Source organism: Halopseudomonas nanhaiensis (assembly GCF_020025155.1).
In the GTDB taxonomy this organism is placed as follows: Bacteria; Pseudomonadota; Gammaproteobacteria; order Pseudomonadales; family Pseudomonadaceae; genus Halopseudomonas; species Halopseudomonas nanhaiensis.
Map to the genome: position 1 here is coordinate 805407 of NZ_CP073751.1, position 25083 is coordinate 830489.

Below are 25083 nucleotides of genomic sequence, written 5' to 3' on the forward strand. Positions count from 1 at the left end.
GACCGGCCGCACGTGTACCGAGTCAGTCTTCCATTCCGAGCTTCTTGAGCCGATAGCGCAGGGAGCGGAAGGTGAGACCCAGTCGCTTGGCCGCTGCAGTCTTGTTCCAGCGGGTCTCTTCCAGCGCCTGGGTGATCGCCCGGCGCTCTATGTCATCGAGGTAATCCTCCAGCGAATCGATGTCGCCGAGCGATACGTTCTCCTCGCTGGTCTGCGCCGCGCCCGAGAGGAGAATATCCTCGGCATCGATTACGTTGCCCTCGCAGAGGGTGAACGCCCGCTCGAGCGTATTTTCCAGCTCGCGAACATTGCCCGGAAAACGGTAATTGCACAGTTGTTCGAGGCATGCGCTGGTCAGTCTGGGTAACGGCAGATCGTTGCGGACCGCCAGCTGGGTGAGGATGTGCCGGGCCAGCAACGGGATGTCCTCGCGTCGCTTGCGCAGCGGCGGCACGCTCAGCTCGATCACATTGATGCGGTAGAACAGATCCTGACGAAAACGCCCGGCAGCGACTTCTGCGGCCAGATCCTTGTGCGTCGCGCACAACAGGCGCACATCGACCGTTTCTTCCTGCTGGGTGCCCACCGGGCGAACGGCCTTTTCCTGAATGGCGCGCAGCAGCTTGACCTGCATGGCCATCGGCAGGTCGGCCACCTCGTCCAGAAACAGCGTTCCGCCTTTGGCCGCCTGGAACAGGCCGGGCTTGTCGGACACGGCGCCGGTGAAACTGCCCTTGCGGTGCCCGAAGAATTCACTTTCCATCAGCTCGGACGGAATGGCGCCGCAGTTCACCGGTACGAACGGGTGGCTCGCGCGTGGCCCAAGTGCATGAATCCGCCGGGCGACCAGCTCCTTGCCGCTGCCGGACTCACCGCTTATGTACAGTGGCGCCTGGCTGCGGGCGAGCTTGGCGATCTGTCCGCGCAGCTGTTGAATCGGCGGTGACATGCCCAGGATCGGGTCATCGACCGCCGTCTCCGGCTCTGCTTCTGCCTTCTGGCTCAGGCGGAGCGCGCTGTTGACCAGCTCGCGCAGGCGCTGCAGATCCACCGGCTTGGTCAGAAAATCGAAAGCGCCGGCCTTGAGCGCCGTGATGGCGGTGTCCAGGCTGCCATAAGCGGTGATCATGGCCACCGGCAGGGAAGGGCAGTTCTGCTGAATATGTCTGACCACAGCCATTCCGTCACCGTCGGGTAGGCGCATATCGGTCAGACACAGGTCGAAGCGCTCTTCGCGCAGCATGTCGAGCGCCGCGGCCAGTGTGGTGGCACTGCGCGTGCGCAGGTTCATGCGGCGAAGCGTCATGTCGAGCAGTTCGAGGATGTCCGGCTCGTCGTCGATGATCAGAACCAGCGGGCTAGTCATGGCGATGTGGGATGCTCCTTGCAATCCGGTTGGCGAAGTCCATCATACCAAGCGTTTGGGGTGCGCGAATGTGATGCGCATGCAACACCCGCGAGGTTCCAGGGGTTCGTACTCGAGCCTCGCCTGGTTGCTTTCGCACAGTTCGCGGGAAATATACAGACCCAGGCCGGTGCCGGAGGCTTCGGTCGTGTAGAACGGTTCGAAGATGTGCGGCACGTGGTCGGCATCGATTCCCGGCCCGTGATCGATCACTTCCAGCACGGGTAGATCGGTCTCATGATTGATGTACAACCGAATCCAGATCGTTCGCGGTTCGCCTTCGCGGCCGCTGTAGCGCAGAGCGTTCTGGCAGAGATTGCCGAGCACCTGGCTGAGCTGATTGGGGTCCATGCGCGTCATGATGGGTTCCCCGTCGGGCTGAGTCTCGCATTCGAACTCGATCATGTCCGAGGCCAGCTTCGACGGCTCGAAATCCTGCAGAAACTGCTCCATCCAGAGCCCGAGATCCACCAGTTGCGGTTCACTCGGACGTCGACGCGACAACTCGAGTACCGTCTCGATGACCCTGTTCATGCGCTTGGAATGCTGCTGGATGATTTCGCTCAGGCGCAGGTCCTGCTCGGTCAGCTGAGCCGATTCGCTGAGCAGTTGCGCGGCATGGCTGATCGCGCCAAGCGGATTGCGAATCTCGTGGGCGATGCTGGCGGTAAGTCGCCCTAGCGACGCAAGCTTGAGTTGCTGCGCCTGCTGAGCGACCTGGGCGTTGTCATCGAGGAAGATCAACACCGTCTCGTCACCAGCCTGGGTCAACGGTTTGAAGTTGGCCATCAGCTCTGCGCCGCCGCTGTGGTTCTGGAACGGCAGTGCGCGGATCGAGGGGTACTGCTGCCACTGCTGCAGTCGCTGGGCCAACGCAGAGGAGAGACCTTCCAGCTCCATCTCGCGCATGATCGGCTTGCCAAGCATCTGCGCAGACGCTTCGTTGGCCAGCAGCACCTGGTGCCGCTTGTTCACCACCACGATGCCGGTGCGCATGCGCTGGATGATCAGTTTGTTGAGCTTCTCCAGCGAGGCCAGACTCACCGCCTGCTGCTGGGCAAGCGTCTCCGATTGCTGCACCTTGCGACTGAGCCGCTGCACAAAGAGCGCGACGGCAAAGAAGATGCAGCCGAGCACGCCCACCTGCAGATAATTCTGCGGTAACGCCGGCATCGACAGGCTGAGGAAGAAGGTCAGATACATCAGCGCCAGGCTGGCCAGCGCGGCTAGCAGCAGGCCGATACGGCCGTGCAGCAGGATATTGCCTGTGGCGACCGGAATCAGCAGCAGGTTGCCGAAGCCGCTGCCGGCACCACCGGCTGCATAGAACAGCAGGCTGAGCAGGAAGATGTCCAGAACCGCCGTGACGAACAGATGAAGATCACGGCGCCCCTGATGCAGCATCAGGGCGATGGCGACGTTGACCAGCAGGTAGATCCAGCTGGCCGCCTCGTACAGTTCGGGGTTGGCCAGATCGAGCAGACCATCGCGCAGCGAGGTGCTCAACAGCGCGAGGAGGAAGGCCAGGACTACCCGGTAAAGGTTGTAGATCCTGACGATCCGCGCTCGCTGGGAGTCTTCCTGCCTAGCCATTGCGGTCCGCTTCGAGGTGCTCGGTACTGCAGTACCAGTTCTGCGCCTCGCGTACTGCCTGATCCTCTGGAAGATGCACGCCGCAATGTGTGCAGCGCACCATGAGTGGCGGCTTGTCTGCAGCAGGCGGCGGGCGACGTTTGCTCGCCTGCCAGGCCTGATACTGGCGCCAGAATGTGAACGCTGCGAACAGGACGATCAACAGCAGAATGAACTTGATGAGACCCATCGTCATCCCTGTGAAAAAATCGGAGGGCGCCAGTGTAGCCGAACCGGGGCGAGGGCCATAGCGCCACGCGCGTCGGCCAGGGAGCGAGCGATCGGAGGCTCGTCGTGAAGGACGCCCAGGCGGTACGAGGGCCTGTATCAGGTGAGTACTGTGGAGGCTGAGAGCACCGGGGTGATGTTCCCTGCGGCAGAGCTGAAGTTGGGGTTACGCGTTGAATGTTGCGCAGAGCTGCGGCATGCGCGCCGGAGGCGTCACATGCCGCAGGAGGCCGATCAGTCGAACAGGCCGAACGTAAGGCGGCTGAACCAGGAGCGATCGCGTTCCTGCTCCTGCACGGGCGTGCGGATGTCGCTGGGGATGGCAGCCAGGGCGTCCTGGTACTGGCGTTCCATCTCGCGCTCGGCCACGGTGCGGCCGCCCTGACGTGGTGGTGTCAGCAGGCGGTCAAGCGCGCCGACCGTCATCGACTCGACCCATCCGGCGTCGCGCTGTGCCGGCTCGACATGGTGACGGAATTCGCCGTCTTCCAGGCTGGGGTGATCCGGATAGTTTGCCTGCAGAACCGTCAGTGCGTCGGATTTCAGATCGTCCATGGCCAGGCGATCGTAGGCCTCGACCATCAGCGCCAGGCCGTCGGGTACGGCCGGGGTCTGCTGGAAGTTTTCCACCACATAGCGCCCGCGATTGGCGGCGGCCACGAATGCGCCACGCTTGAGGTAGTAATGGCCGACGTGGACGTCATACGAGGCCAGCAGGTTGCGCAGATACACCATGCGCAGGCGCGCATCGGGTGCGTAACGGCTGTCGGGGAAGCGGCTGACCAGCTGGGCGAACTCGTTGAAGGAGTCGCGGGCGGCGCCGGGGTCGCGACGGGTCATGTCCAGCGGCAGAAAACGCTCGAAAATGCCGCGGTCACGGTTGAACGAGGACATGCCGCGCATGTAGTAGGCGTAATCGACATTCGGGTGCTGCGGATGCAGTCGGATGAAGCGATCGGCCGAGGAGCGTGTCGCTTCCGGCTCGTTGTTCTGATGGTAGGCGTAGATCAGCTCGAGCTGGGCCTGCTCGGCGAAGCGACCGAACGGATAACGGGACTCCAGCGCACGCAGCTTCTCGATGGCCGGCCCATAATTCCTGGCGTCCAGATCCTCCTGCGCCATGCTGTACAGCTCGGATTCGCTAAGGGACTCGTCCAGCGTCTTGGTGTTGGAAGAACAGGCCGCCAACAGGGCGAACAAACCGACCAGCAACAGGTGTTTCATCGACATATGTGACATCCGGATGGACGACCGCAAGCTGTTGCCTGGGTGGGCGTCCTGTTATAGTTGGACCTCGTTTCCTGGCACGCCGCCTGCTCGGCAGGTGCCTTGAAGAGCCGTATTTAACCACAGCGCAGAGGCGAAAACCAAAACGGGATTCGGCCTGTGTATCTGGCGCCTTTCGCGCGCTTTACGTGAGTTCCCATGTCAGATCGTATTCGCTTGTCCGCCCAGGTTGCCCCCGAGTCCGGAGGCCAGCGCCTCGACCAGGTCGCCGCCCAGCTGTTCCCCGATTTTTCGCGCTCGCGCCTGCAGACCTGGATCAAGGACGGCAGCCTGAAGGTGGATGGCAAATCTGTCCGCACCCGGGATACCGTCTACGGCGGCGAGCAGCTGGAGCTGGATGCCGAGCGCGAGACGCAAGGCGACTGGCAGCCGGAAGCGATCGAACTGAACATCGTTTACGAGGACCATGCGCTGCTGGTGATCAACAAACCCGCTGGGCTGGTCGTGCATCCGGCAGCCGGGCACCAGGACGGGACCCTGCTCAATGCGCTGCTGCATCACGCACCGGAGCTGGCCAAGGTACCGCGTGCGGGCATCGTTCATCGACTGGACAAGGACACCACCGGCCTGATGGTCGTAGCCAAGACGCTGGAGGCGCAGAACGCTCTGGTCAACCAGCTGCAGGCGAGAACAGTCACCCGCGAATATGAATGTGTAGTGGTCGGGGTGATGACGGCCGGTGGCAAGGTCGATCAACCCATTGCCCGCCACGGTAGCAACCGGCAGAAGATGGCAGTGGTCGCCGGGGGCAAGGATGCGGTCAGCCATTACCGGGTGATCAGCCGGTTCCGCGCGCACACCCATGTGAAGGTCAAACTCGAGACCGGGCGCACGCACCAGATTCGCGTGCACATGAGCCATATAAATTTCCCCCTTGTTGGCGACCAGACCTACGGCGGCAGGCTGCGCATCCCCCCGGGAGCCAGCCAGTCGCTGATCAGAATGCTGCGCGAATTTCCGCGCCAGGCGCTGCATGCGCGCCGCCTTGAGTTGGAGCACCCTGACGACGGGCGCGCGATGCGCTGGGAGTCGCCCCTGCCGGAAGACATGCGGCAATTGCTGGCGATGCTGCGCGACGACGGTGAAATCGGCGAATGAGCAGTGCCTGGCTGACTGCCGACTGGCCGGCTCCACCGCAGGTGCGCACCTGCGTCACGACCCGTGAGGGTGGCAGCAGCGTCGCGCCCTGGGCCGGGCTCAATCTGGGAAGCCATGTCGGAGATGATCCTGCCGCGGTCGCGGCCAATCGCACCGTGCTGGTCGACTCGCTGGGGTGCGTACCAGCCTGGCTGGAGCAGACCCATGGCACGACAGTGGTACCCGCCGATCCGACGCAGGTCATGGATGCCGACGCCAGCTGGACGGACCAGCCGGGAATAGCATGCACCATCATGACTGCCGATTGCCTGCCCGTGCTGTTCTGCGATCGAGCCGGCACCCGGGTCGCTGCCGCGCACGCGGGCTGGCGCGGGCTCGCCGGCGGCATTCTCGAGCAGACCATCGAAGCGTTGCGCACGCCCGAGAATGAGCTGCTGGTGTGGTTCGGCCCGGCTATCGGTCCTACTGCGTTCGAGGTGGGAGCTGAGGTGCGCCAGGTCTTTGTCGAGCACGACCCGGCAGCGGAGCAGGCATTCGAAGCGTCTACCCGCCCGGGTCATCATCTTGCCGACATCTACCAGCTCGCCCGGCTCAGATTGCAGCGGGCGGGTGTGAACGCTGTCCATGGCGGCGGTCTGTGCACTGTAAATGATGCGCAACGCTTCTATTCCTACCGACGCGACGGAACGACCGGTCGCTTCGCCTCGCTGATCTGGTTGGCCTCCTGAGCCTTTGATCCGACAAAATTTTGACTCCTGTCAATGTGCCGGACCTTGAAAGGGCGATAATTGTCCCTATCTAAAGTCCATCACTCGTTTGAACCTGCCGGGCACCCCGGCCTTCAAGACAGGACAAGATCCATGCGCATTGACCGTTTAACCAGCAAACTCCAGGTGGCCCTGTCCGACGCCCAATCGTTGGCGGTTGGTCGCGATCACAATCAAATCGAACCCCTGCACTTGATGCTGGCGCTGATTGATCAGCAGCAGGGGTCAATCAAGCCGCTGTTGCGCCAGGTCGGGTTCGACACCAATGCGCTGCGTGCCGCGTTGGTCGACGCCGTCGACAAACTGCCAACGATTTCCAATCCCAGTGGCGATGTGAACCTGTCGCAGGACCTTGCTCGTCTGCTCAATAAGGCCGATGGCCTGGCGCAAAAGCGTGGGGATCAGTTCATCTCCAGCGAGCTGGTGCTGCTTGCTGCAATGGACGACTCAAATGCTCTGGGCAAGATTCTGCTGGGGCAAGGCGTGTCGAAAAAGGCGCTCGAGACTGCAATCGAAAACCTGCGCGGTGGCGAATCGGTCAACGACGCCAACGCCGAGGAATCGCGGCAGGCGCTGGACAAGTACACCGTCGACCTGACCAGGAAAGCCGAAGACGGCAAACTCGACCCGGTCATCGGCCGCGACGACGAAATTCGCCGAACCGTCCAAGTACTCCAGCGGCGTACGAAGAACAATCCGGTGCTGATCGGCGAACCCGGCGTCGGCAAGACGGCTATCGTCGAAGGTCTGGCGCAGCGCATCGTCAACGGCGAGGTGCCGGACGGGCTGAGGGACAAGCGCCTGCTGTCGCTGGACATGGGCTCGCTCATCGCCGGTGCCAAGTTCCGCGGTGAGTTCGAGGAGCGGCTCAAGGCCGTACTGAATGAACTGGGCAAGCAGGAAGGTCGGGTAATTCTGTTCATTGATGAGCTGCACACCATGGTTGGTGCGGGCAAGGCTGAAGGTTCGATGGACGCCGGCAACATGCTCAAGCCGGCCCTGGCCCGCGGTGAGCTGCACTGTGTGGGCGCGACCACCCTCGACGAATACCGCAAGTACGTGGAAAAGGACGCGGCGCTGGAGCGTCGCTTCCAGAAGGTGCTGGTCGATGAGCCGAGCGAGGAAGACACCATCGCCATCCTGCGCGGGCTGAAGGAGCGCTACGAGCTGCACCACAAGATCACCATCACCGATGGCGCGATCATTGCGGCAGCCAAGCTCAGCCACCGCTACATCACCGACCGTCAGCTGCCGGACAAGGCGATCGACCTTATCGACGAGGCGGCCAGCCGCATTCGCATGGAGATCGACTCCAAGCCCGAGGCACTCGACAAACTCGAGCGACGCCTGATCCAGTTGAAGGTCGAGCGCGAAGCGCTCAAGAAGGAAGACGACGACGCCGCGCTAAAGCGCCTGGAGAAGTTGAAGGAAGAGATCGCCAAGATCGAGCTCGAATACGCCGATCTGGAAGAAGTCTGGAAGGCCGAGAAAGCCGATGTGCAGGGTAGTGCGCAGATTCAGGAGAAGATTGAGCAGGCCAAGCAGGAGCTGGAGTCGGCACGGCGCAAGGGCGATCTGAACCGCATGGCCGAGTTGCAGTACGGCATCATTCCGGATCTGGAGCGCAGTCAGCAGATGGCCGAGCAGCACGGCAAGACCGAGAACCAGTTGCTGCGCAACAAGGTGACCGACGAGGAAATCGCCGAGGTCGTGTCCAAGTGGACCGGCATTCCGGTGAGCAAGATGCTAGAAGGCGAGCGCGACAAGCTGCTGCGCATGGAAGACGCACTGCACAAGCGCGTGATCGGTCAGCACGAAGCGGTGGTGGCGGTCTCCAATGCAGTGCGTCGCTCGCGCGCGGGGCTGGCCGACCCTAATCGCCCGAGCGGCTCGTTCATGTTCCTCGGCCCCACCGGGGTGGGCAAGACCGAGCTGTGCAAGGCGCTGGCCGAATTCCTCTTCGATACCGAAGAAGCGATGGTGCGGATCGACATGTCCGAATTCATGGAGAAGCACAGCGTGGCGCGACTGATCGGTGCGCCGCCGGGCTATGTGGGATACGAGGAGGGCGGCTACCTGACCGAAGCGGTACGTCGCAAGCCGTATTCGGTGATCCTGATGGACGAGGTAGAGAAGGCCCATCCGGACGTGTTCAACGTGTTGCTGCAGGTGCTGGAGGACGGTCGCCTGACCGACAGTCAGGGCCGGACCGTCGACTTCCGTAACACGGTAGTGGTGATGACCTCGAACCTGGGTTCGGCGCAGATTCAGGAACTGGTCGGTGATCGCGAAGCGCAGCATGCAGCCGTCATGGACGCCGTGAGCAACCACTTCCGCCCGGAATTCATCAACCGGATCGACGAGGTCGTGGTGTTCGAGCCGCTGGGCAAGGACCAGATTTCAGGCATCGCCAGCATTCAGCTAAGCCGTCTGCGTCAACGCCTGGCCGAGCGCGAACTGGGACTGGAAATTACCGACGAGGCGATGGAGAAGCTCAGCGAAGTCGGCTACGACCCGGTATACGGCGCACGACCGCTCAAGCGGGCAATCCAGCGCTGGATCGAGAACCCGCTAGCGCAGCGGATACTGGCTGGCGACTTCCCGCCTGGTGCAACGATCAAGGCAAAGGTCGACGGCGACGAACTGGTCTTTACCGACTGATTCGTGTCATGGCAAACCAAACCCCGCTTCGGCGGGGTTTTTTATGGTTGAAGGAGGTGCCAAGTCGCTTACGGACTGCCCCGATCAAGCTCCCTTTTCGCGCCCAGGTGCGCTCCTACATAAAGCTTCGCGTCTGCGAGGGTTGTTTGTAGGAGCGGACCCGGCCGCGAAGCAGGTTGCACAGCGCCTTCTCGCGCCCAGGTGCGCTCCTGCACGAGAGGTCGCGGTTGCCGGGGTTCTGTAGGAGCGGACCCGGCCGCGAAGAAGGTTGCACATCGCCGCGTCGCGCCCACGAACGCTCCCACAAGGGACCGCGCTGCCCTGTTACAACAGCATCGTCCGTATATCCCCCAGTAGCTCCCCGAGCCGCCTGGTAAACTGCGCCGCCGCCGCGCCATTGATTGCACGGTGATCGTAGGACAGCGACAGAGGCAGCATCAGCCGAGGCTGGAATGTGCTGCCATCCCAGACCGGCTGCATGCTTGCCCGGCTGACCCCGAGAATGGCCACTTCCGGTGCGTTGACGATGGGCGTGAAGTAGGTCCCGCCGATATGTCCGAGGCTGGAAATCGTGAAGCAGGCGCCCTGCATCGCATCACTACCGAGCTTCTTGTTGCGCGCCCTGTCGGCCAACTCCGCGGCCTCGCCAGCGAGTTGCAGCAGGCTTTTCTTGTCCACATCGCGGATCACCGGTACCAGCAACCCGTCCGGTGTGTCGACGGCAAAACCGATATGCACATACTGCTTGTGCACCAGCTGCTTGCCATTGGCCGCCAGTGAGACATTGAAGTGCGGCTGCTCGCGCAACAGGTGCGCGCAGGCCTTGAGCAGAAACGGCAGCACGGTGAGCTTGACGCCTGCCTTTTCGGCGGCGGCCTTCTGTTCCTTGCGAAACGCCTCCAATTCACCGATGTCGGCCAGATCGAACTGCGTCACATGCGGTACGTTCAGCCAGCTGCGATGGATGTTCACCGCGCCGGCCTGCTGCAGGCGCGTCATGTCACGGACCTCCACCTCACCAAAGCGGCTGAAGTCGATCTCGGGAACCGGCGGAATACCGCCGCCTCCCGGCGCAGCAGCTTGCGGCCCACTGCCTTTCAGTGTCTCCTTGACGAAGTTCTGCACGTCTTCCTTGAGGATGCGGTCCTTCGGCCCGCTAGGCGGTACCTGTGCGAGATCGACGCCGAACTCCCGCGCCAGTTGACGTGTCGCCGGGCCGGCATGAACCTTCTTGCCGTCGCGACTGGGGCCGCCAACCGGTGGGGGTTCGGGGCGCTCGGTGCTGGCCTCGCTGCCCTTGTCAGCATAGCCAGGGGCCGCGCCGGCGGGCTTGTCGTCGGGCTTCGCCACCGCTGGCTTGTCTGCCGAGCCGCTTGATCCAGCCCCTTCACCTTGCTTGGATGTGTTCTCTGACGGCTTCGATTCGCCATCGGCGGTCCGCAGGTGCATGATCAGATCGCCGGTTTTCACGTCCTGTTCGAGCTTGGCATCGACCGACTCGACCACGCCGTCGAACGGCGCGGGGATTTCCATGCTGGCCTTGTCGGATTCCAGTACCAGCAAGGATTGCTCTTTCTCGACGCTATCGCCCGGCTTGACCAGTATCTCGATAATCTTTGCTGCGTTCTCGCCAATATCGGGAATCTTCACCTCCCTGATGGCGGACGAGTCGGCTTCGGTTACAGTCTCGGCGGGAGACGGCTTGCTCTCGGCATCATCTGCCACCGCTTCTTCCGCTTCGTCGACGGGTTTGTCGTCGCCGCCGCTCGCAGCGTCTTCGCCCTCCGCTTGCTGCGCACTGTCGGCCGACTCCAGCTCGATCAGCTCCGCGCCTTCCTTCAGGGTGTCGCCGATCTTCACCTTGATCGACTTCACTACGCCGGCCTTCGGGCTGGGGATCTCCATGCTTGCCTTGTCAGACTCCACAACGACCAGACTCTGCTCCGGCTCGACCGTGTCGCCTTCCTTGATCAGAATCTCGATGACCTCACCTTCACCGCCGATGTCCGGTACCTTGATCAGTTCGCTCATACCGTACTCCTCAGCAATCGGTGGGGATGGTCTTGTCCGGATCGATACCGAACGCTTCGATTGCCTCGGTCAGTACCGTGGCTTCCAGTTCACCCTGTTCCACGAGCGCCGCCAGGGCGGTATAGGCGATCCAGCAGCGATCCACCTCGAAGAAGTGGCGTAGCTTGCGCCGACTGTCGCTTCGCCCGAAGCCGTCGGTGCCCAGCACCTTGTAGGTCGCCGGGACCCACTGACGAATCTGATCGGCGTAGAGCTTCATGTAGTCGGTAGCGGCGATCACCGGGCCGGTGCGGCCGTCGAGCAACTCCTGCACAAACGTCTTCTTCGGCTGCGCGCCCGGACGCAGCCGGTTGTGCCGCTCGACTGCCAGGCCGTCGCGGCGCAGCTCGTTGAAGCTGGTCACGCTCCAGATGTCGGCCGTCACGCCGAAGCGCTCCTCGAGCATTTTCGACGCCTCGATGACCTCGCGCAGGATGGTGCCGCTACCGAGCAGCTGCACGTGATGCTCGGCCGGTTTGTCGCAGTCGCGCAGGATGTACATGCCCCGCATGATGCACTCGCGAATTTTCTCTCCGGCGGGAATCGCAGGCTGCTGGTAGGACTCGTTCATCACCGTCAGGTAATAAAAGACGTTTTCCTGCTCTTCCATCATCCTCCGCGCGCCTTCCTGAATGATGACGGCCAGCTCGTAGGCATAGGCGGGGTCGTAGCTGCGGCAGTTGGGTACGGTCGAGGCGAGGATGTGGCTGTGGCCATCCTGATGTTGCAGGCCTTCGCCGTTGAGCGTGGTGCGCCCTGCGGTGCCGCCGATCAGAAAACCCTTGGTGCGGCTGTCGCCGGCAGCCCAGGCCAGGTCACCAATGCGCTGGAAGCCGAACATTGAATAAAAGATGTAGAAAGGCAGCATCGGCTGGTTGTGCGTGCTGTAGGAGGTACCAGCAGCGATCCAGCTGGACATGGCGCCGGCCTCGGTAATGCCTTCCTCGAGAATCTGGCCCTTCTTGTCTTCCCGGTAGAACATGACCTGATTCTTGTCGACCGGCTCGTAGAGCTGGCCGACCGACGAATAGATGCCCAGCTGACGGAACATGCCCTCCATGCCGAAGGTACGGGCTTCGTCAGGCACGATAGGCACCACGCGTGGGCCAAGCTCCTTGTCCTTGACCAACTGCGAGAGAATCCGCACGAACGCCATGGTGGTGGATATCTCGCGGTCACCGCTGCCATCGAGGATGGTCTTGAGCGTCTCCAGCGGCGGCACCGGCACCCGGAAGCTGTCCTTGCGCCGCTGCGGCATGTAGCCGCCGAGCGCCTCGCGCCGCGAGTGCAGGTACTTGTATTCCGCGCTGCCTTCCTCAGGCTTGTAGAACGGCAGTTTGTCCAGATCCTCGTCGTTGATGGGGATGTTGAAGCGGTCGCGGAATTTCTTCAGGCTGTCTACATCGACCTTCTTGGTGTTGTGAGCGGTGTTCTGCGCTTCGCCTGCGCCGGTGCCGTATCCCTTGATGGTCTTGGCCAGAATGACGGTAGGCTGACCGGTGTGATTGACCGCCTCATGGTACGCGGCGTAGACCTTGTACGGGTCATGACCGCCGCGGTTGAGCTTCCAGATTTCATCGTCCGACAGGTCGGCGACCATCTCCTGCAGCTCGGGCCTCGTGCCGAAGAAGTGTTCACGCACGTAGGCGCCGCTGTTGGCCTTGTAGTTCTGGTAGTCGCCGTCGACCACCTCTTCCATCCGCTGCTGCAGCAGGCCGTTGTCGTCCTTGGCGAACAGCGGATCCCACAGGCGGCCCCAGATCACCTTGATGACATTCCAGCCGGAGCCCTTGAAACCGCCTTCCAGCTCCTGAATGATCTTGCCGTTGCCGCGTACCGGGCCGTCCAGGCGCTGCAGATTGCAGTTGACCACGAAGATCAGATTGTCGAGCTTTTCTCGTCCCGCCAGCGACAGGGCGCCAAGTGATTCGGGTTCATCCGTTTCACCGTCGCCGAGGAAACACCAGACCTTCTGTTTGCCCGGCTCGATGAAGCCGCGGTGCTCCAGATATTTCATGAAGCGCGCCTGGTAGATCGCCTGAATCGGACCGAGACCCATCGACACGGTGGGGAACTGCCAGAAGTCCGGCATCAACCAGGGGTGCGGGTAGGACGACAACCCCTCGCCGTCGACCTCCTGGCGGAAGTTGTCCAGCTGATCCTCGCTGATGCGTCCCTCCATGAAGGCCCGCGCATATACGCCAGGTGACGCATGGCCCTGGAAATACACCAGATCGCCGCCGTGTTCCTCGGTTGGCGCCTTGAAGAAGTAGTTGAAGCCTATGTCGTACAAGGTGGCGCTCGATGCAAACGTCGAGATATGCCCGCCCAGGTCCGGATCCTGCAGATTGGCCCGCATGACCATCGCCAGCGCATTCCAGCGAACCAGCGAGCGGATGCGTCGTTCCATGAACAGGTCACCGGGCATGCGCGCCTCATCGGTGACCGGAATGGTATTGCGGTAGGGGGTATTGATGGCATAGGGAAGCGGCGTGCCGCTGCGGCTGGCCAGTTCACCCAGGCGGGTCATCAGGTAGTGCGCGCGGTCTTCGCCTTCGTTGTCGAGCACCGATTCCAGTGCGTCCAGCCATTCCTGCGTTTCCTGCGGATCCAGATCGTCTTGCTTCATCGTTTGAGGTCTCCAGACCTTGTGGGTCTTGACCGCAGCTCGGCGCGATACAGCCGCAGCCACGGCAGGTGTGCATGATCCTGTAGTTCTACTACACAAAGCTCCCTGATCGCCACCCTTGACAGGTGTTTTATGTAGTAAAACTACAAGACTCGTTCGTGAACATTGCTTGTTGATCTTTTATGCCCGGTGCGAGCGTGGCAAGCTGCCCCGATAAGTAAACCAAAGGATAGACCATGCCCACTCAGCTGCCCCTGCCCACCGCTCTCGTTCCGCTGGTCGATCATCACGTCGCTCAATGGCGAGCCGCTGCCGAGCAGGCAGGCTCTGAGCTCAGCCTGTCCGAATGCGATGACCGATTGATGGCGGAGCTGCGGCTGGTGCTCGCTGGCAGCGACTATGTGGCTGAGCAGTTGCGGCGTAATCCGGGCCTGTTGCAGGCGATGCGAGAACGTGGCGATCTGCAGCGGGTGTTTGAGCCCGGCGAGCTTGCGCTGCGTCTTGCTGAAACGCTGGCGGATATCAGCTCGGAGGACGAGCTGGGCAGGGCGCTACGCCAGTTTCGTCAGTATCATCAGGTGCGCATCATTTGGCGCGACCTGTTGCGCCAGGCGTCGACCATGCAGACCACGCGCGATCTGTCGGACATGGCCGACGCCTGTATCGACCAGGCCTACCGCTGGCTGTATCGCCAGGGCTGCGTGTCCATGGGGACGCCCACCGGTCATGGCGGTGCGGCTCAGCAGATGGTGGTACTGGGCATGGGCAAGCTCGGCGCCCAGGAGTTGAATCTCTCCTCGGACATCGATCTGATCTTCGCCTACCCCGAAGGTGGTGAGACCCAGGGCGGGCGGCGCAGCCTGTCGAATCAGGAGTTCTTCATCCGGGTGGGTCAGAAGCTGATCAAGGCGCTGGACGCGCCAACCGTGGACGGCTTCGTGTTTCGAGTGGATATGCGCTTGCGCCCCTACGGCGACAGCGGCGCCCTGGTTTTCAGCTTCGATGCGCTGGAGCAGTACTACCAGGACCAGGGTCGAGACTGGGAGCGCTATGCGATGATCAAGGCGCGGGTGGTAGCGGGTGATCAGGAAGCCGGGGCCGAGTTGCTTTCCATGCTCAAGCCGTTCGTTTACCGCCGCTATCTGGACTTCGCCGCCATCGAGGCGCTGCGCAGCCTCAAGCTGATGATCAAGCGCGAGGTGCAGCGCAAGGGGTTGCAGGACAACGTCAAGCTTGGCTCGGGTGGCATTCGCGAGATTGAATTCATCGGCCAGGCTTTTCAGCTGATCCATGGCGGGCGCGATCGCAGCCTGCAGCAGCGGCCGATCCTCCCGGTGCTGGACATGCTCGCGGCGCACAGTTACCTGCCTGACGAAGCAGTCGATCAACTCAAGGGTGCGTATCTCTTCCTGCGTGATACCGAGCATGCGCTGCAGGCCATCGACGACCGGCAGACGCAGATGCTGCCGACCGATGCGCAGACCCGGACGCGGGTCGCGCACGTGCTCGGATTCGAGGGCTGGCAGGCCTTTCGCGAAACGCTCGAGACCCATCGCGGCCATGTTGCCCGCCATTTCGCCGGTGTCATCGCCGACCCGGATGAAGAGGAGGGCGACGACGCAGTCCCGTTCGATGAGTGGCTGCCGCTCTGGGAGGGGACCATCGATGCCGATCAGGCGCTCGAGCAGCTGCGCGAGGCGGGCTTTGCGCAGCCGGACGAGGCCTGGCGGCAGCTGGGCGGGCTGCTCGCCTCACCGCAGGTCAAGGCGATGCAGCGGATGGGTCGCGAGCGCCTGGATGTCTTCATGCCGCGGCTGCTGGGGCTGGCCAGCGAACAGTCCGATCCGGATCTTGCGCTGGACCGCGTGCTGCCGCTGGTGGAAGCCGTCGCGCGGCGCTCGGCCTATCTGCTGTTGCTTAACGAAAACCCCGGTGCCCTGCGCGAGCTGCTGACGCTGTGCTGCGCCAGTCCCTGGATCGCCGAGCAGATTACCCGTTATCCGGTCGTGCTCGACGAGTTGCTCAATGCCGGCCGGCTGTATCGCCCGCCGGAGACTGACGAGCTGGTGGATGAATTGCGCCAACAGCTCATGCGCATTCCGGAGGATGATCTCGAGCAGCAGATGGAAGCGCTGCGCTATTTCCGGCGCGCTCACGTGCTGCGTGTCGCTGCCTCGGAAATTGCCGGCTCGCTGCCCTTGATGAAGGTCAGTGACTACCTGACCTGGATGGCCGAGGCCATTTTGCAGCAGGTGCTGCAACTGGCCTGGCGGGAGATGACGCAGCGTCACGGGTTGCCGCGCCGGGTGGACGGCTCGACATGTGATCTCGACTTCGTCGTCGTGGGCTACGGCAAGGTGGGCGGGATCGAACTGGGACACGGATCGGATCTGGATCTGGTATTCATACATGACGGCGATCCGGATGCGGAGACCGATGGTGCGAGGCCCATCGAGGGGAGCAAGTTCTACACCCGACTCGGCCAGCGGATCATCCATATTCTCAACACCCAGACCACTTCCGGCGCGCTCTATGACGTCGATATGCGGCTTCGGCCGTCCGGTGAGTCGGGCCTGCTGGTCAGCTCCCTGACCTCATTCGCTCGTTATCAACGCGAGGACGCCTGGACCTGGGAGCATCAGGCCCTGGTGCGCGCGAGGGTACTGGTCGGCTGCAAGCGGCTGGGTCATCGCTTCAACGAGCTGCGCGCAGAGGTGCTCGGCCGTGAGCGCGATGAGGCGACGCTGCGGCAGGAAGTGACCGCCATGCGTCAGAAAATGCGCGACAACCTCGCTACGCAATCAACCCAGGCCGGCTTCGCCGCGTCGGCATTCGAAGCCGATTCGCTGTTCGACCTCAAGCAGGACGCCGGAGGTATCGTCGATATCGAATTTATGGTGCAATATGCGGTTCTGGCTTGGTCGTGCCGGTACCCCGAATTACTGCGCTATACGGATAACATCAGAATTCTCGATGGGCTGCGTGACGCCGGATTGATCGCCGGTGAAGACGTTCAGCGATTGCAGGAGGCTTACAAGGCCTACCGCGCAGCAGCCCATCGCCTGGCATTGCAAAAGCAGCCGGGCAAGGTAAGCGGCGACCAGTTCCACGATTTCCGTCGCGGAGTCATCACGCTCTGGCAGCAATGGTTGCCGGAACAGTAAGCGCCATGGCCCGAACCAGGCGCCATTGGCAAGCGGGACGCTCAAGCCGGGCAACAAAGCTGGGGTCAATCACAAGATACGTTTAATGGAGCGGGCTGCTATGTCGATGGCTGATCGTGATGGTGTTATCTGGTTCGATGGTGAAATGGTGCCGTGGCGTGAGGCCAATGTGCATGTTCTGACGCACACGCTGCACTATGGCATGGGCGTGTTCGAAGGCGTGCGTGCTTACAACACTCCGGATGGCACGGCGATCTTCCGGCTCAAGGCGCACACCGATCGTCTGTTCGACTCCGCGAAGATCATGAACATGACCATCCCGTTCTCCAAGGAAGAGCTCAACGAAGCTCAGCGCGCAGCCGTCCGCGAGAACAATCTGAAAAGCGCCTACCTGCGGCCGATGGTGTTCTTCGGTTCCGAGGGCATGGGTCTGCGCGCGACCGGCCTCAAGGTGCACACTATCGTCGCTGCCTGGGACTGGGGCGCCTACATGGGCCAGGAAGCACTGGAAGTCGGCATCAAGGTCCGCACCAGCTCCTTCACGCGCCACCACGTGAACATCTCCATGACCCGCGCCAAGGCCAACGGTCATTACATCAATTCGATGCTGGCCCTGCAGGAAGCGCTGAGCGCCGGTGCCGACGAAGCGCTGCTGCTCGACCCGGAAGGTTATGTTGCCGAGGGCTCGGGTGAGAACATCTTCATCATCAAGGATGGCGTGATCTACACCCCTGAGGTAACCGCCTGCCTCAATGGCATCACCCGTAACACCATCCTGACACTGGCGCGTGAACATGGCCTGGAGCTGGTCGAGAAGCGCATCACCCGCGATGAAGTCTATATCGCTGACGAAGCCTTCTTTACTGGTACCGCTGCCGAGGTGACCCCGATTCAGGAGCTCGACGGGCGCAAGATCGGCGCTGGCCGCCGCGGTCCGATCACCGAGAAGCTGCAAAAGGCCTACTTCGATCTGGTCAGCGGTCAAACCCAGGCGCACGCCGAATGGCGCACGCTGGTCCGCTGAGAGCGCCAAGCAGCCAGCGGCAAGCGGCAGGCTGTGAGCACGCGCTCGCCGCTCGCCGCTCGGCCCGGACCGCTTGCAGCTTGCAGCTCGGCGCTTGCAGCTCATGAATATTCTGATTATCGGCCCCAGCTGGGTAGGCGACATGGTCATGGCGCAGACCCTGTTCGCCTGCCTGAAAGCGCGTCATGGTGACTGCACCATCGATGTGCTGGCGCCGGAATGGAGTCGGCCGATACTTGAGCGTATGCCGGAGGTTCATCGCGCCTTGAGCTTCCCCCTCGGACACGGGGCGCTGGAGATCGGTGAGCGCCGGCGTATCGGCAAAGGGCTGGCCGGGCTTTACGATCAGGCGATCGTGCTGCCCAATTCGCTCAAGTCTGCGCTGGTGCCGTTCTTTGCCGGCACGCCCAGGCGCACCGGCTGGCGTGGCGAGATGCGCTACGGCCTGCTCAACGATATCCGCGTGCTCGACAAACAGCGCTATCCGCTGATGATCGAGCGCTTCATGGCGCTTGCCTTCGAGCCTGATCATTCCATTACTACGCCCTATCCAAAGCCCGCGCTGGCCATCGACCCGGCCAGCCGCGACGCAGCGCTTGCACGGTTCGGCCTCGAGCTGGATCGGCCGGTGCTGGCGCTGTGCCCCGGTGCGGAGTTTGGCGAGTCCAAGCGCTGGCCTGCCGACTATTACGCGCAGGTGGCCGATGACAAGATTCGCCTCGGCTGGCAGGTGTGGTTGTTCGGCTCGAAGAACGATCATCCCGTTGGCGAGCAGATTCGCGAGCGGCTGGTGCCGGGCCTGCGTGAAGAGTCGGTCAATCTGGCCGGCGAAACCACGTTGGCAGATGCCATTGATCTGCTCAGCTGCGCCAGTGCGGTAGTGAGCAATGACTCGGGGCTGATGCATGTTGCCGCTGCGCTGGATCGCCCCCTGGTGGCGGTCTACGGCTCCACGTCGCCAGGGTTCACCCCGCCACTGGCATCGCAGGTGGAGATCGTCAGGCTCGGCATCGAATGCAGTCCGTGCTTCGACCGAACCTGCCGCTACGGTCATTACAACTGCTTGCGCGATTTGAGTCCGCCGATGGTCATCGATGCGCTGGATCGGCTCGTCGGGACACCCCTCGCCGATCCGCAGGGACTCTGAGCATGCGCGTTCTGCTGATCAAGACATCGTCCATGGGCGACGTGATCCACACGCTGCCAGCGATAACCGATGCACGCCAGGCTATTCCCGGTATCCAGTTCGACTGGGTTGTCGAGGAAGGGTTTGCCGAGATACCCGCCTGGCACCCCGGGGTGGCTGAAGTTATCCCTGTCGCTATCCGCCGCTGGCGCAAGCATCCGCTCAAGGCGGCCATGAGCGGAGAGTGGAAGCGTTTCAAGCAGCGGGTGGGGGCGACACGCTACGATGCAATCATTGATGCCCAGGGGTTGCTCAAGAGCGCCTGGCTGACCCGGTACGCCGAAGGCCCTGTCGTCGGACTGGACCGGGATTCGGCACGGGAGCCGATAGCCAGCCGTTTTTACGACGTGCAATGCGATGTGCCGTGGGGGCAGCACGCGGTCGAGCGGGTGCGGCTGCTGTTCGCCCGTGCGCTCGGATACCCTCTGCCGCCTGGAATCGGCCATTACGGACTGGACCGCCAACTGCTGGCCGGCACGCCGCCGCAGCGGCCGTTCGTGTTGTTTCTTCACGGCACTACCTGGGCAAGCAAGCACTGGCCCGAGCTGTACTGGAAGCAGCTCGCCGGGCGCGCGGCGCAGAACGGACTGGATGTGCGGCTGCCCTGGGGCAACGCGAGTGAAAAGGCGCGCGCGGAACGTATCGCCGGCGGTGTGGATGGGGTGGAGGTCCTGCCCAGACTCTCGCTCGCCGGGATGGCGCGCATTCTCGCCAGCGCATCGGCCTGCGTCGCCGTCGACACCGGCCTGGGTCACCTCGCGGCTGCCCTCGATGTGCCGACCGTATCCCTGTTCGGCCCGACGGATCCGGCATTGACCGGGGCTTACGGGTTTTCACAGGTGCATCTGTCCAGCGATTACCCGTCATGCGCGCCGTGCCTGCAGAAGACCTGCAGCTATCAGCCGACGCCGGACGAGGCGCGTCGTTTCGACCTCAAGCGGGAGCAGCCGCTATGCTTCACCCGACTCAACCCCGACAGGGTATTCCCCGAGCTCGAAGCCCTGTTGCTGGATAAGCGAGCCCCCTGATGCAGTTGGCGTTCATTCTCTACAAGTACTTTCCCTTTGGTGGGTTGCAGCGCGACTTCATGCGCATCGCCAAGGTGTGCCAGCAGCGCGGGCACGCAATTCGCGTGTATACGCTCATATGGGAAGGCGACGTGCCGGCAGGTTTCGACGTCATCGTCGCGCCGGTGCGTGCCCTGTCCAACCATCGGCGGAACGAGAAATTTACTGCCTGGGTACAGGCGGATCTGGCGAGGCGCCCTGCCGATCGAGTCGTCGGATTCAACAAGATGCCGGGCCTGGATGTCTACTATGCCGCCGACCCCTGTTTCGAGGACAAGGCACAGACACTGCGTAATCCGCTGTACCGCTTCGGTCCGCGTTACCGCCACTTCGCCGAATATGAGCGAGCCGTCTTCTCGCCTGAGGCGGGAACCGAGATTCTGATGATCTCGGACATCCAGCAGCCGCTGTTCATGAAGCACTACCGCACACCCGTCGAGCGCTTTCACATGCTGCCGCCGGGCATCGCCGCAGATCGCCGCGCACCGGCCAACGCCAGCGAGGTGCGCGCCGATTTCCGCCGAGAATTCGGTCTCGGCTCCGACCTGTTGCTGGTTCAGATCGGTTCGGGCTTCAAGACCAAGGGGCTCGATCGATCGATACGAGCCCTCGCTTCTCTTCCCAGACCCCTGCGCAAGCGCACGCGGCTGATGGTCATCGGGCAGGACGATCCGAAGCCGTTTCAGTTGCTCGCACGGACGCAGGGTGTGAGCGAGCAGGTGCAGATTCTGAGCGGGCGTGATGACGTGCCACGGTTCCTGCTTGGCGCGGATCTGCTGATCCACCCTGCCTACAATGAAAATACCGGGACCGTTCTGCTCGAAGCGCTGGTGGCGGGGCTTCCGGTACTGGTCACCGACGTATGCGGCTATGCCCATTACATCGAGGAAGCGGACTGCGGCCTGGTGCTGCCGGGCCCGTTCGATCAGCAGCGTCTGGATGCGTATCTCGAAAAGATGCTGAGCGACGAAGGGGCCAGGAGCCGCTGGCATCACAATGCGCTGGAGTTCGCTGACCAGGCGGACCTGTACAGCTTGCCGGAGAAGGCTGCTGACGTGATCCTGGAGGAGCGTCCTTGAAGCTGATCCTCGAAGAGCCCTTTCGCAGCCTGTGGGCTGGACGGGATGCGTTTGCTGCGGTGGAAGAGCTGGAAGGCGAGGTCTTTCGCGAGCTCGAGGCACGCCGGACCCTGCGCACTGAGGTCGATGGCCGTGGCTATTTCGTCAAGATTCACCGCGGAGTGGGCTGGGCCGAAATCATCAAGAACTGGCTGACCGCCAAGGCTCCGGTGCTCGGCGCCGGTCAGGAGTGGAAGGCCATTCATGCGTTGAACACAGCTGGCGTGCCGACCATGACTGCGGTCGCCTATGGCGAGAAGGGCAGCAACCCCGCCGCGCAGCATTCCTTCATTATTACCGAAGAGCTTGCTCCGACGGTTAGCCTGGAGGACTTCTCCAGTCACTGGCTGAGTCAGCCACCCGAGCCGGCGTTGAAGTACGCCCTGATTCATGCTGTTGCAGACATGGCGGCGCGCATGCATCGCGGTGGAGTGAATCACCGCGACTTCTACATCTGTCACTTCCTTTTGAATGTTTCCGAGCCGCCGCGCCCAGATCATCTGCCGCTGTCGCTGATTGACCTGCATCGCGCCCAGGTACGCCCGTCGGTGCCGCGCCGCTGGCGGGACAAGGACCTCGCCGGGTTGTACTTCTCCGCGCTTGGGATCGGCCTGACCGATCGCGACAAGTTGCGTTTCCTGAAGACCTATTTTCGCAAACCGCTTCGGCAGATCGTGACCGAGGAGGCCGTGTTGCTGGCCATGCTTGAACGTAAGGCGACGCGGCTGCAGACCCGTTTCCAACGCAAATACGCACCGGGGCGAGGTGAATGAAGCGTTGGACACTCAACCCGGAATACGCCACCGGTGACAGCGGGCGGGCATTCGCCGACCTCGATACGGTATTCGCGCTCCAGGGCGAGGCGATTACCCAGGATCCGCTCAGTACGGTTCACAAGGTGTGGGTGGGCGACCGCTTTTATTACGTCAAGCGTTACACCGAAGCGGGCAAGAACCTGCGCCGGTATATCGGGCGCCCGCGAATCCGCGCCGAATGGGAAAACCTGCTCAACTTCCATGCCTGGGGCATCCCTTCGGCGGTGGTCGTCGGTTTCGGGCTCGAGCGCCGGGACGGCCGGTTTCATCGCGGCGCGCTGATCACGCAGGAGTTGAACGGTACCGATGATCTTGCCAGGCTCGCGCGCAGCCATGATCCGCGATTGCGAGATGGGCGGTGGGTGGCGCATGTGTCCAGGCAGATTGCCGATGCAACCCGCATGATGCACGAGCAGGGATTTGCGCATAACGATCTGAAGTGGCGCAACATTCTCGTCGACGGCAAGGCGTATCCGGATGTCTACCTGATCGATTGTCCCGGCGGCAGCTTCTGGTGGGGCCCGATGCTCGAATATCGCGTCATCAAGGATCTGGCCTGTCTGGACAAGCTCGGCAAGCAGGTACTCAGCCGCAGCCAACGGCTGCGCTTCTACCGGTGGTATACGGGTGAACGTCCGCTACAGGCCTCGGACCGTAAGCGTATTGCGGCGGTGCTGGGCTTTTTCGAGGGTCGCGAATGAAACCGCCATTCATCGCGGTCAACGCCCGTGAGGTCCTTCGCCGGCATCAGCTCGACAGCTTCGATGCGCTCTGGACGCTGCGTCTCGGTGACGCACCGCCCACCCCGCGCGGTTCAGGTTGGAGCAGTGTCCATCGGCTCGAGCTCGACGATATCAACGGCCGACGCCAAACGTTCTACCTCAAGCGACAGGCCAATCATCGACATCGCTCCCTGTCTCACCCGCGTGGAGAGCTGACGTTTGCCCGTGAGTTCCGGTCGATCCAGAACTACGCGCATGCGGGCATTCCTGCTCTGGAAGTAGCGTTCTTTCACCAGACCCACCGGGATGGGGATGATCGCGCCATCCTGATGACGCGTGCGTTGGATGCCTACGAGCCTCTGACCGTCTGGCTCGAGCGCTGGGCTGAGCTGGCAGTGCCTGAACGGAATGACCTTATCCGCGCCACCGCCGCCTTGATCCGAGCGCTGCACAGCGCGGGGAAGGTCCATAACAACCTCTACCCCCGACATATTTTTCTCAAGCTCGACGGTGACGGCGCCGGCGCACGCTTGATCGATCTTGAGCGTACCCGCGCTGCATGGCTGGGCGAGCGGGATCGCGTACGAGAACTCACCACCTTGTTGCTGCGCTGCACTACCACCAGTCGCACGCAGCGGATGCGCTTTGTGCTGGCCTATCTGGGACTGCCTGCTCTCGACGCCGACGGCCGTGAGCTCGTCCGTCAAATAGATACCCGCTACAGCAGGAGGAGCGGTCGATGAAGCAAGTGAAAATGCTTCGCAAGGCTGGGCGCCGGCCACCATTGCCGCTGCATCTGCAGTTACAGGACGGCCGTAAACTGCATGTCATCGGCTGGTTGCGCGTGCTTCCGGGCAAACGGCTGGTCGGAGAAGGTCGCCTCGACGGCGAGAAGGTGCTGGTCAAGCTGTTCATCGCCGCCCCTGGACCCCGGCACTTTGAACGCGAGCTCCGCGGAATCGAAGCGCTCGCCAGGGTCGGTGTTGCCACCCCGGAAGTACTCGCCACTGGTGCCCTCGCTGGTGGGGGCTGCTTTCTTGCCACGCGTTTTGTCGATGATGCACAGACCCTGCAGGCCCAGTGGGAAGCCGCGCAGCCTGCATTGCCAGGTACCGAACCGGCTCTGGATATCATCTGCCGGGCGGTGAAGGCGGTCGCCGAGTTGCACCAACATGGATTGCTTCAGACCGACATGCATCTGGGCAATTTTCTTGCGCAAGGCGAGCAGCTCTGGGTCATCGACGGTGATGCCATCGAGTCGCATGGCGACACTTGCTTGCCTGGTCCGGTGGCGCTGCACAATCTGGCACTTTTACTGGGTCAGCTTCCACCGGAATGGGACGCGTGCCAGCCTCGTTTGCTCGCCACCTATCTGCACGTCCATCCCGCACGTTCGCTTGCAGCGGATCAGCTGGCGTCTGAGGTGCGCAAGGTTCGACAGCGGCGCCTCGCCGACTTTCTGGGCAAGGCGCTTCGCGACTGTACGCTGTTCTCGGTTCGACGCAGCTGGACCCGCTTCGTGGCAGCCCCCCGCGATGAGGCATCACGGATGTCCAATCTTCTAGACGACCCCGATAGCGCATTCACGGGGGTCCTGCTCAAGGATGGTGGCAGCAGCACTGTTGCGAGGACCGAGCTGGGCCCGGATCTTGTGGTCGTCAAGCGGTACAACATAAAAGGCTTCACGCACTGGCTGAAACGCTTCTGGCGTCCCAGCCGCGCCTGGCATTCCTGGCTTGCCGCCCACCGTCTGCGCTTTCTCGGCATTGCGACGCCCAGGCCGCTGGGCATGGTGGAACAACGCTTCGGGCCCCTCCGCGGCCGGGCCTGGCTGATTACCGAGCATTGTGATGGCCAGGATCTGCTGGCGGTGCTGGGTCCAGCAGGAGACACGCTGCCCGATCCGGCTTTGCAAGAGGCATTGCTGCAGACCACCCGCGCGCTGGTAGCCCAGCGAATCAGTCATGGTGATTTCAAGGCAACCAATCTCATCTGGAACGGCGACGAAGTCGTGCTCATTGATCTGGATGCTCTTCAGGCGCACTCCCGAACGGGCAGCTGGGTGAAGGCCTGGCAGCGCGACCGAGCTCGGCTTATACGCAACTGGCCAGCAGCCAGTCCGGTAGCGCGCTGGCTTGATGAGCAACTGCCGCCTGCTTGATGCGAAGGCAATCCGGGCTAACGAAAGCCGTGGATGAGACGTTATACTT

Annotated in this window: 18 protein-coding genes; 12 read left to right on the forward strand and 6 right to left on the reverse strand. The window is 62.5% G+C overall.

Features of this window, described 5'->3' with window-relative positions:
- Window positions 1-22: 22 nt before the first annotated feature.
- The 4 genes from KEM63_RS03630 to KEM63_RS03645 form a co-directional block, all read right to left on the reverse strand.
- Entirely contained in the window at window positions 23-1366 is a 1344-nt protein-coding gene (locus tag KEM63_RS03630; RefSeq protein WP_223654841.1) for a sigma-54-dependent transcriptional regulator, read from the reverse strand.
- Window positions 1367-1408: 42 nt separating this feature from the next.
- A complete protein-coding gene (locus tag KEM63_RS03635) occupies window positions 1409-2998 on the reverse strand; it encodes a sensor histidine kinase (RefSeq protein ID WP_223654842.1) in 1590 nt (529 codons plus the stop codon).
- Entirely contained in the window at window positions 2991-3227 is a 237-nt protein-coding gene (locus KEM63_RS03640) for a PP0621 family protein (protein ID WP_223654843.1), read from the reverse strand. The genes KEM63_RS03635 and KEM63_RS03640 overlap by 8 nt, the downstream gene beginning before the upstream one ends.
- 272 nt (window positions 3228-3499) lie before the next feature.
- On the reverse strand, window positions 3500-4495 hold the full coding sequence (locus KEM63_RS03645) for an outer membrane protein assembly factor BamD (protein WP_223654844.1): 996 nt from the start codon (window positions 4493-4495) through the stop codon (window positions 3500-3502).
- Between the two features lie 195 nt (window positions 4496-4690).
- Between KEM63_RS03645 and rluD the strand changes: the two genes are divergently transcribed.
- From rluD to clpB, 3 genes are all read left to right on the forward strand, one after another.
- Window positions 4691-5650 carry a 23S rRNA pseudouridine(1911/1915/1917) synthase RluD gene (rluD, locus tag KEM63_RS03650; RefSeq protein ID WP_223654845.1) on the forward strand — a complete coding sequence of 320 codons (960 nt, stop codon included), beginning with the start codon at window positions 4691-4693 and terminating at the stop codon, window positions 5648-5650.
- Entirely contained in the window at window positions 5647-6378 is a 732-nt protein-coding gene (gene pgeF / locus KEM63_RS03655; RefSeq protein ID WP_223654846.1) for a peptidoglycan editing factor PgeF, read from the forward strand. The genes rluD and pgeF overlap by 4 nt, the downstream gene beginning before the upstream one ends.
- Window positions 6379-6510: 132 nt before the next feature.
- Window positions 6511-9078: an ATP-dependent chaperone ClpB gene (gene clpB, locus KEM63_RS03660; RefSeq protein WP_223654847.1), complete on the forward strand. Its 2568-nt coding sequence runs from the start codon at window positions 6511-6513 to the stop codon at window positions 9076-9078.
- 324 nt (window positions 9079-9402) lie between these two features.
- Here the strand turns inward: clpB and aceF are convergent, their stop codons facing one another.
- Complete coding sequence (gene aceF, locus KEM63_RS03665) at window positions 9403-11109, reverse strand: dihydrolipoyllysine-residue acetyltransferase (RefSeq protein ID WP_223654848.1); 1707 nt, start codon at window positions 11107-11109, stop codon at window positions 9403-9405.
- 10 nt (window positions 11110-11119) lie between these two features.
- Window positions 11120-13777: a pyruvate dehydrogenase (acetyl-transferring), homodimeric type gene (gene aceE / locus KEM63_RS03670; protein ID WP_223654849.1), complete on the reverse strand. Its 2658-nt coding sequence runs from the start codon at window positions 13775-13777 to the stop codon at window positions 11120-11122.
- A 236-nt stretch (window positions 13778-14013) separates the two neighbouring features.
- Between aceE and glnE the strand changes: the two genes are divergently transcribed.
- From glnE to KEM63_RS03715, 9 genes are all read left to right on the forward strand, one after another.
- Window positions 14014-16941, forward strand: a complete 2928-nt coding sequence (glnE, locus tag KEM63_RS03675; RefSeq protein ID WP_223654850.1) for a bifunctional [glutamate--ammonia ligase]-adenylyl-L-tyrosine phosphorylase/[glutamate--ammonia-ligase] adenylyltransferase — start codon at window positions 14014-14016, stop codon at window positions 16939-16941.
- A 100-nt stretch (window positions 16942-17041) separates the two neighbouring features.
- Window positions 17042-17965 carry a branched-chain amino acid transaminase gene (locus KEM63_RS03680; RefSeq protein ID WP_223654851.1) on the forward strand — a complete coding sequence of 308 codons (924 nt, stop codon included), beginning with the start codon at window positions 17042-17044 and terminating at the stop codon, window positions 17963-17965.
- Window positions 17966-18068: 103 nt separating this feature from the next.
- Window positions 18069-19112, forward strand: a complete 1044-nt coding sequence (gene waaF, locus KEM63_RS03685; RefSeq protein ID WP_223654852.1) for a lipopolysaccharide heptosyltransferase II — start codon at window positions 18069-18071, stop codon at window positions 19110-19112.
- A gap of 2 nt (window positions 19113-19114) precedes the next feature.
- Complete coding sequence (gene waaC / locus KEM63_RS03690) at window positions 19115-20179, forward strand: lipopolysaccharide heptosyltransferase I (protein WP_223654853.1); 1065 nt, start codon at window positions 19115-19117, stop codon at window positions 20177-20179.
- Window positions 20179-21297: a glycosyltransferase family 4 protein gene (locus KEM63_RS03695; protein WP_223654854.1), complete on the forward strand. Its 1119-nt coding sequence runs from the start codon at window positions 20179-20181 to the stop codon at window positions 21295-21297. The genes waaC and KEM63_RS03695 overlap by 1 nt, the downstream gene beginning before the upstream one ends.
- The gene (gene rfaP / locus KEM63_RS03700) at window positions 21294-22109 is read left to right on the forward strand and encodes a lipopolysaccharide core heptose(I) kinase RfaP (protein ID WP_223654855.1); all 816 of its coding nucleotides are present in this window, start codon (window positions 21294-21296) and stop codon (window positions 22107-22109) included. The genes KEM63_RS03695 and rfaP overlap by 4 nt, the downstream gene beginning before the upstream one ends.
- On the forward strand, window positions 22106-22852 hold the full coding sequence (locus tag KEM63_RS03705; RefSeq protein ID WP_223654856.1) for a lipopolysaccharide kinase InaA family protein: 747 nt from the start codon (window positions 22106-22108) through the stop codon (window positions 22850-22852). The genes rfaP and KEM63_RS03705 overlap by 4 nt, the downstream gene beginning before the upstream one ends.
- Window positions 22849-23616 (forward strand): lipopolysaccharide kinase InaA family protein, encoded by a 768-nt coding sequence (locus KEM63_RS03710; RefSeq protein WP_223654857.1) that lies wholly within the window; start codon window positions 22849-22851, stop codon window positions 23614-23616. The genes KEM63_RS03705 and KEM63_RS03710 overlap by 4 nt, the downstream gene beginning before the upstream one ends.
- The gene (locus KEM63_RS03715; RefSeq protein ID WP_223654858.1) at window positions 23613-25034 is read left to right on the forward strand and encodes a lipopolysaccharide kinase InaA family protein; all 1422 of its coding nucleotides are present in this window, start codon (window positions 23613-23615) and stop codon (window positions 25032-25034) included. The genes KEM63_RS03710 and KEM63_RS03715 overlap by 4 nt, the downstream gene beginning before the upstream one ends.
- The last annotated feature ends 49 nt before the right edge of the window (window positions 25035-25083 follow it).

What these genes read in the sequence shown, in the direction of transcription:
- KEM63_RS03680 (WP_223654851.1), top strand. Translation starts at nt 17,042, where the DNA reads ATGTCGATGGCTGATCGTGATGGTGTTATCTGGTTCGATGGTGAAATG.
- KEM63_RS03645 (WP_223654844.1), bottom strand. Translation starts at nt 4,495, where the DNA reads ATGTCGATGAAACACCTGTTGCTGGTCGGTTTGTTCGCCCTGTTGGCG.
- clpB (WP_223654847.1), top strand. Translation starts at nt 6,511, where the DNA reads ATGCGCATTGACCGTTTAACCAGCAAACTCCAGGTGGCCCTGTCCGAC.
- KEM63_RS03695 (WP_223654854.1), top strand. Translation starts at nt 20,179, where the DNA reads ATGCAGTTGGCGTTCATTCTCTACAAGTACTTTCCCTTTGGTGGGTTG.
- KEM63_RS03630 (WP_223654841.1), bottom strand. Translation starts at nt 1,366, where the DNA reads ATGACTAGCCCGCTGGTTCTGATCATCGACGACGAGCCGGACATCCTC.
- KEM63_RS03710 (WP_223654857.1), top strand. Translation starts at nt 22,849, where the DNA reads ATGAAACCGCCATTCATCGCGGTCAACGCCCGTGAGGTCCTTCGCCGG.
- KEM63_RS03635 (WP_223654842.1), bottom strand. Translation starts at nt 2,998, where the DNA reads ATGGCTAGGCAGGAAGACTCCCAGCGAGCGCGGATCGTCAGGATCTAC.
- glnE (WP_223654850.1), top strand. Translation starts at nt 14,014, where the DNA reads ATGCCCACTCAGCTGCCCCTGCCCACCGCTCTCGTTCCGCTGGTCGAT.
- rluD (WP_223654845.1), top strand. Translation starts at nt 4,691, where the DNA reads ATGTCAGATCGTATTCGCTTGTCCGCCCAGGTTGCCCCCGAGTCCGGA.
- aceE (WP_223654849.1), bottom strand. Translation starts at nt 13,777, where the DNA reads ATGAAGCAAGACGATCTGGATCCGCAGGAAACGCAGGAATGGCTGGAC.
- KEM63_RS03705 (WP_223654856.1), top strand. Translation starts at nt 22,106, where the DNA reads ATGAAGCGTTGGACACTCAACCCGGAATACGCCACCGGTGACAGCGGG.
- waaF (WP_223654852.1), top strand. Translation starts at nt 18,069, where the DNA reads ATGAATATTCTGATTATCGGCCCCAGCTGGGTAGGCGACATGGTCATG.
- KEM63_RS03640 (WP_223654843.1), bottom strand. Translation starts at nt 3,227, where the DNA reads ATGGGTCTCATCAAGTTCATTCTGCTGTTGATCGTCCTGTTCGCAGCG.
- pgeF (WP_223654846.1), top strand. Translation starts at nt 5,647, where the DNA reads ATGAGCAGTGCCTGGCTGACTGCCGACTGGCCGGCTCCACCGCAGGTG.
- waaC (WP_223654853.1), top strand. Translation starts at nt 19,115, where the DNA reads ATGCGCGTTCTGCTGATCAAGACATCGTCCATGGGCGACGTGATCCAC.
- aceF (WP_223654848.1), bottom strand. Translation starts at nt 11,109, where the DNA reads ATGAGCGAACTGATCAAGGTACCGGACATCGGCGGTGAAGGTGAGGTC.
- KEM63_RS03715 (WP_223654858.1), top strand. Translation starts at nt 23,613, where the DNA reads ATGAAGCAAGTGAAAATGCTTCGCAAGGCTGGGCGCCGGCCACCATTG.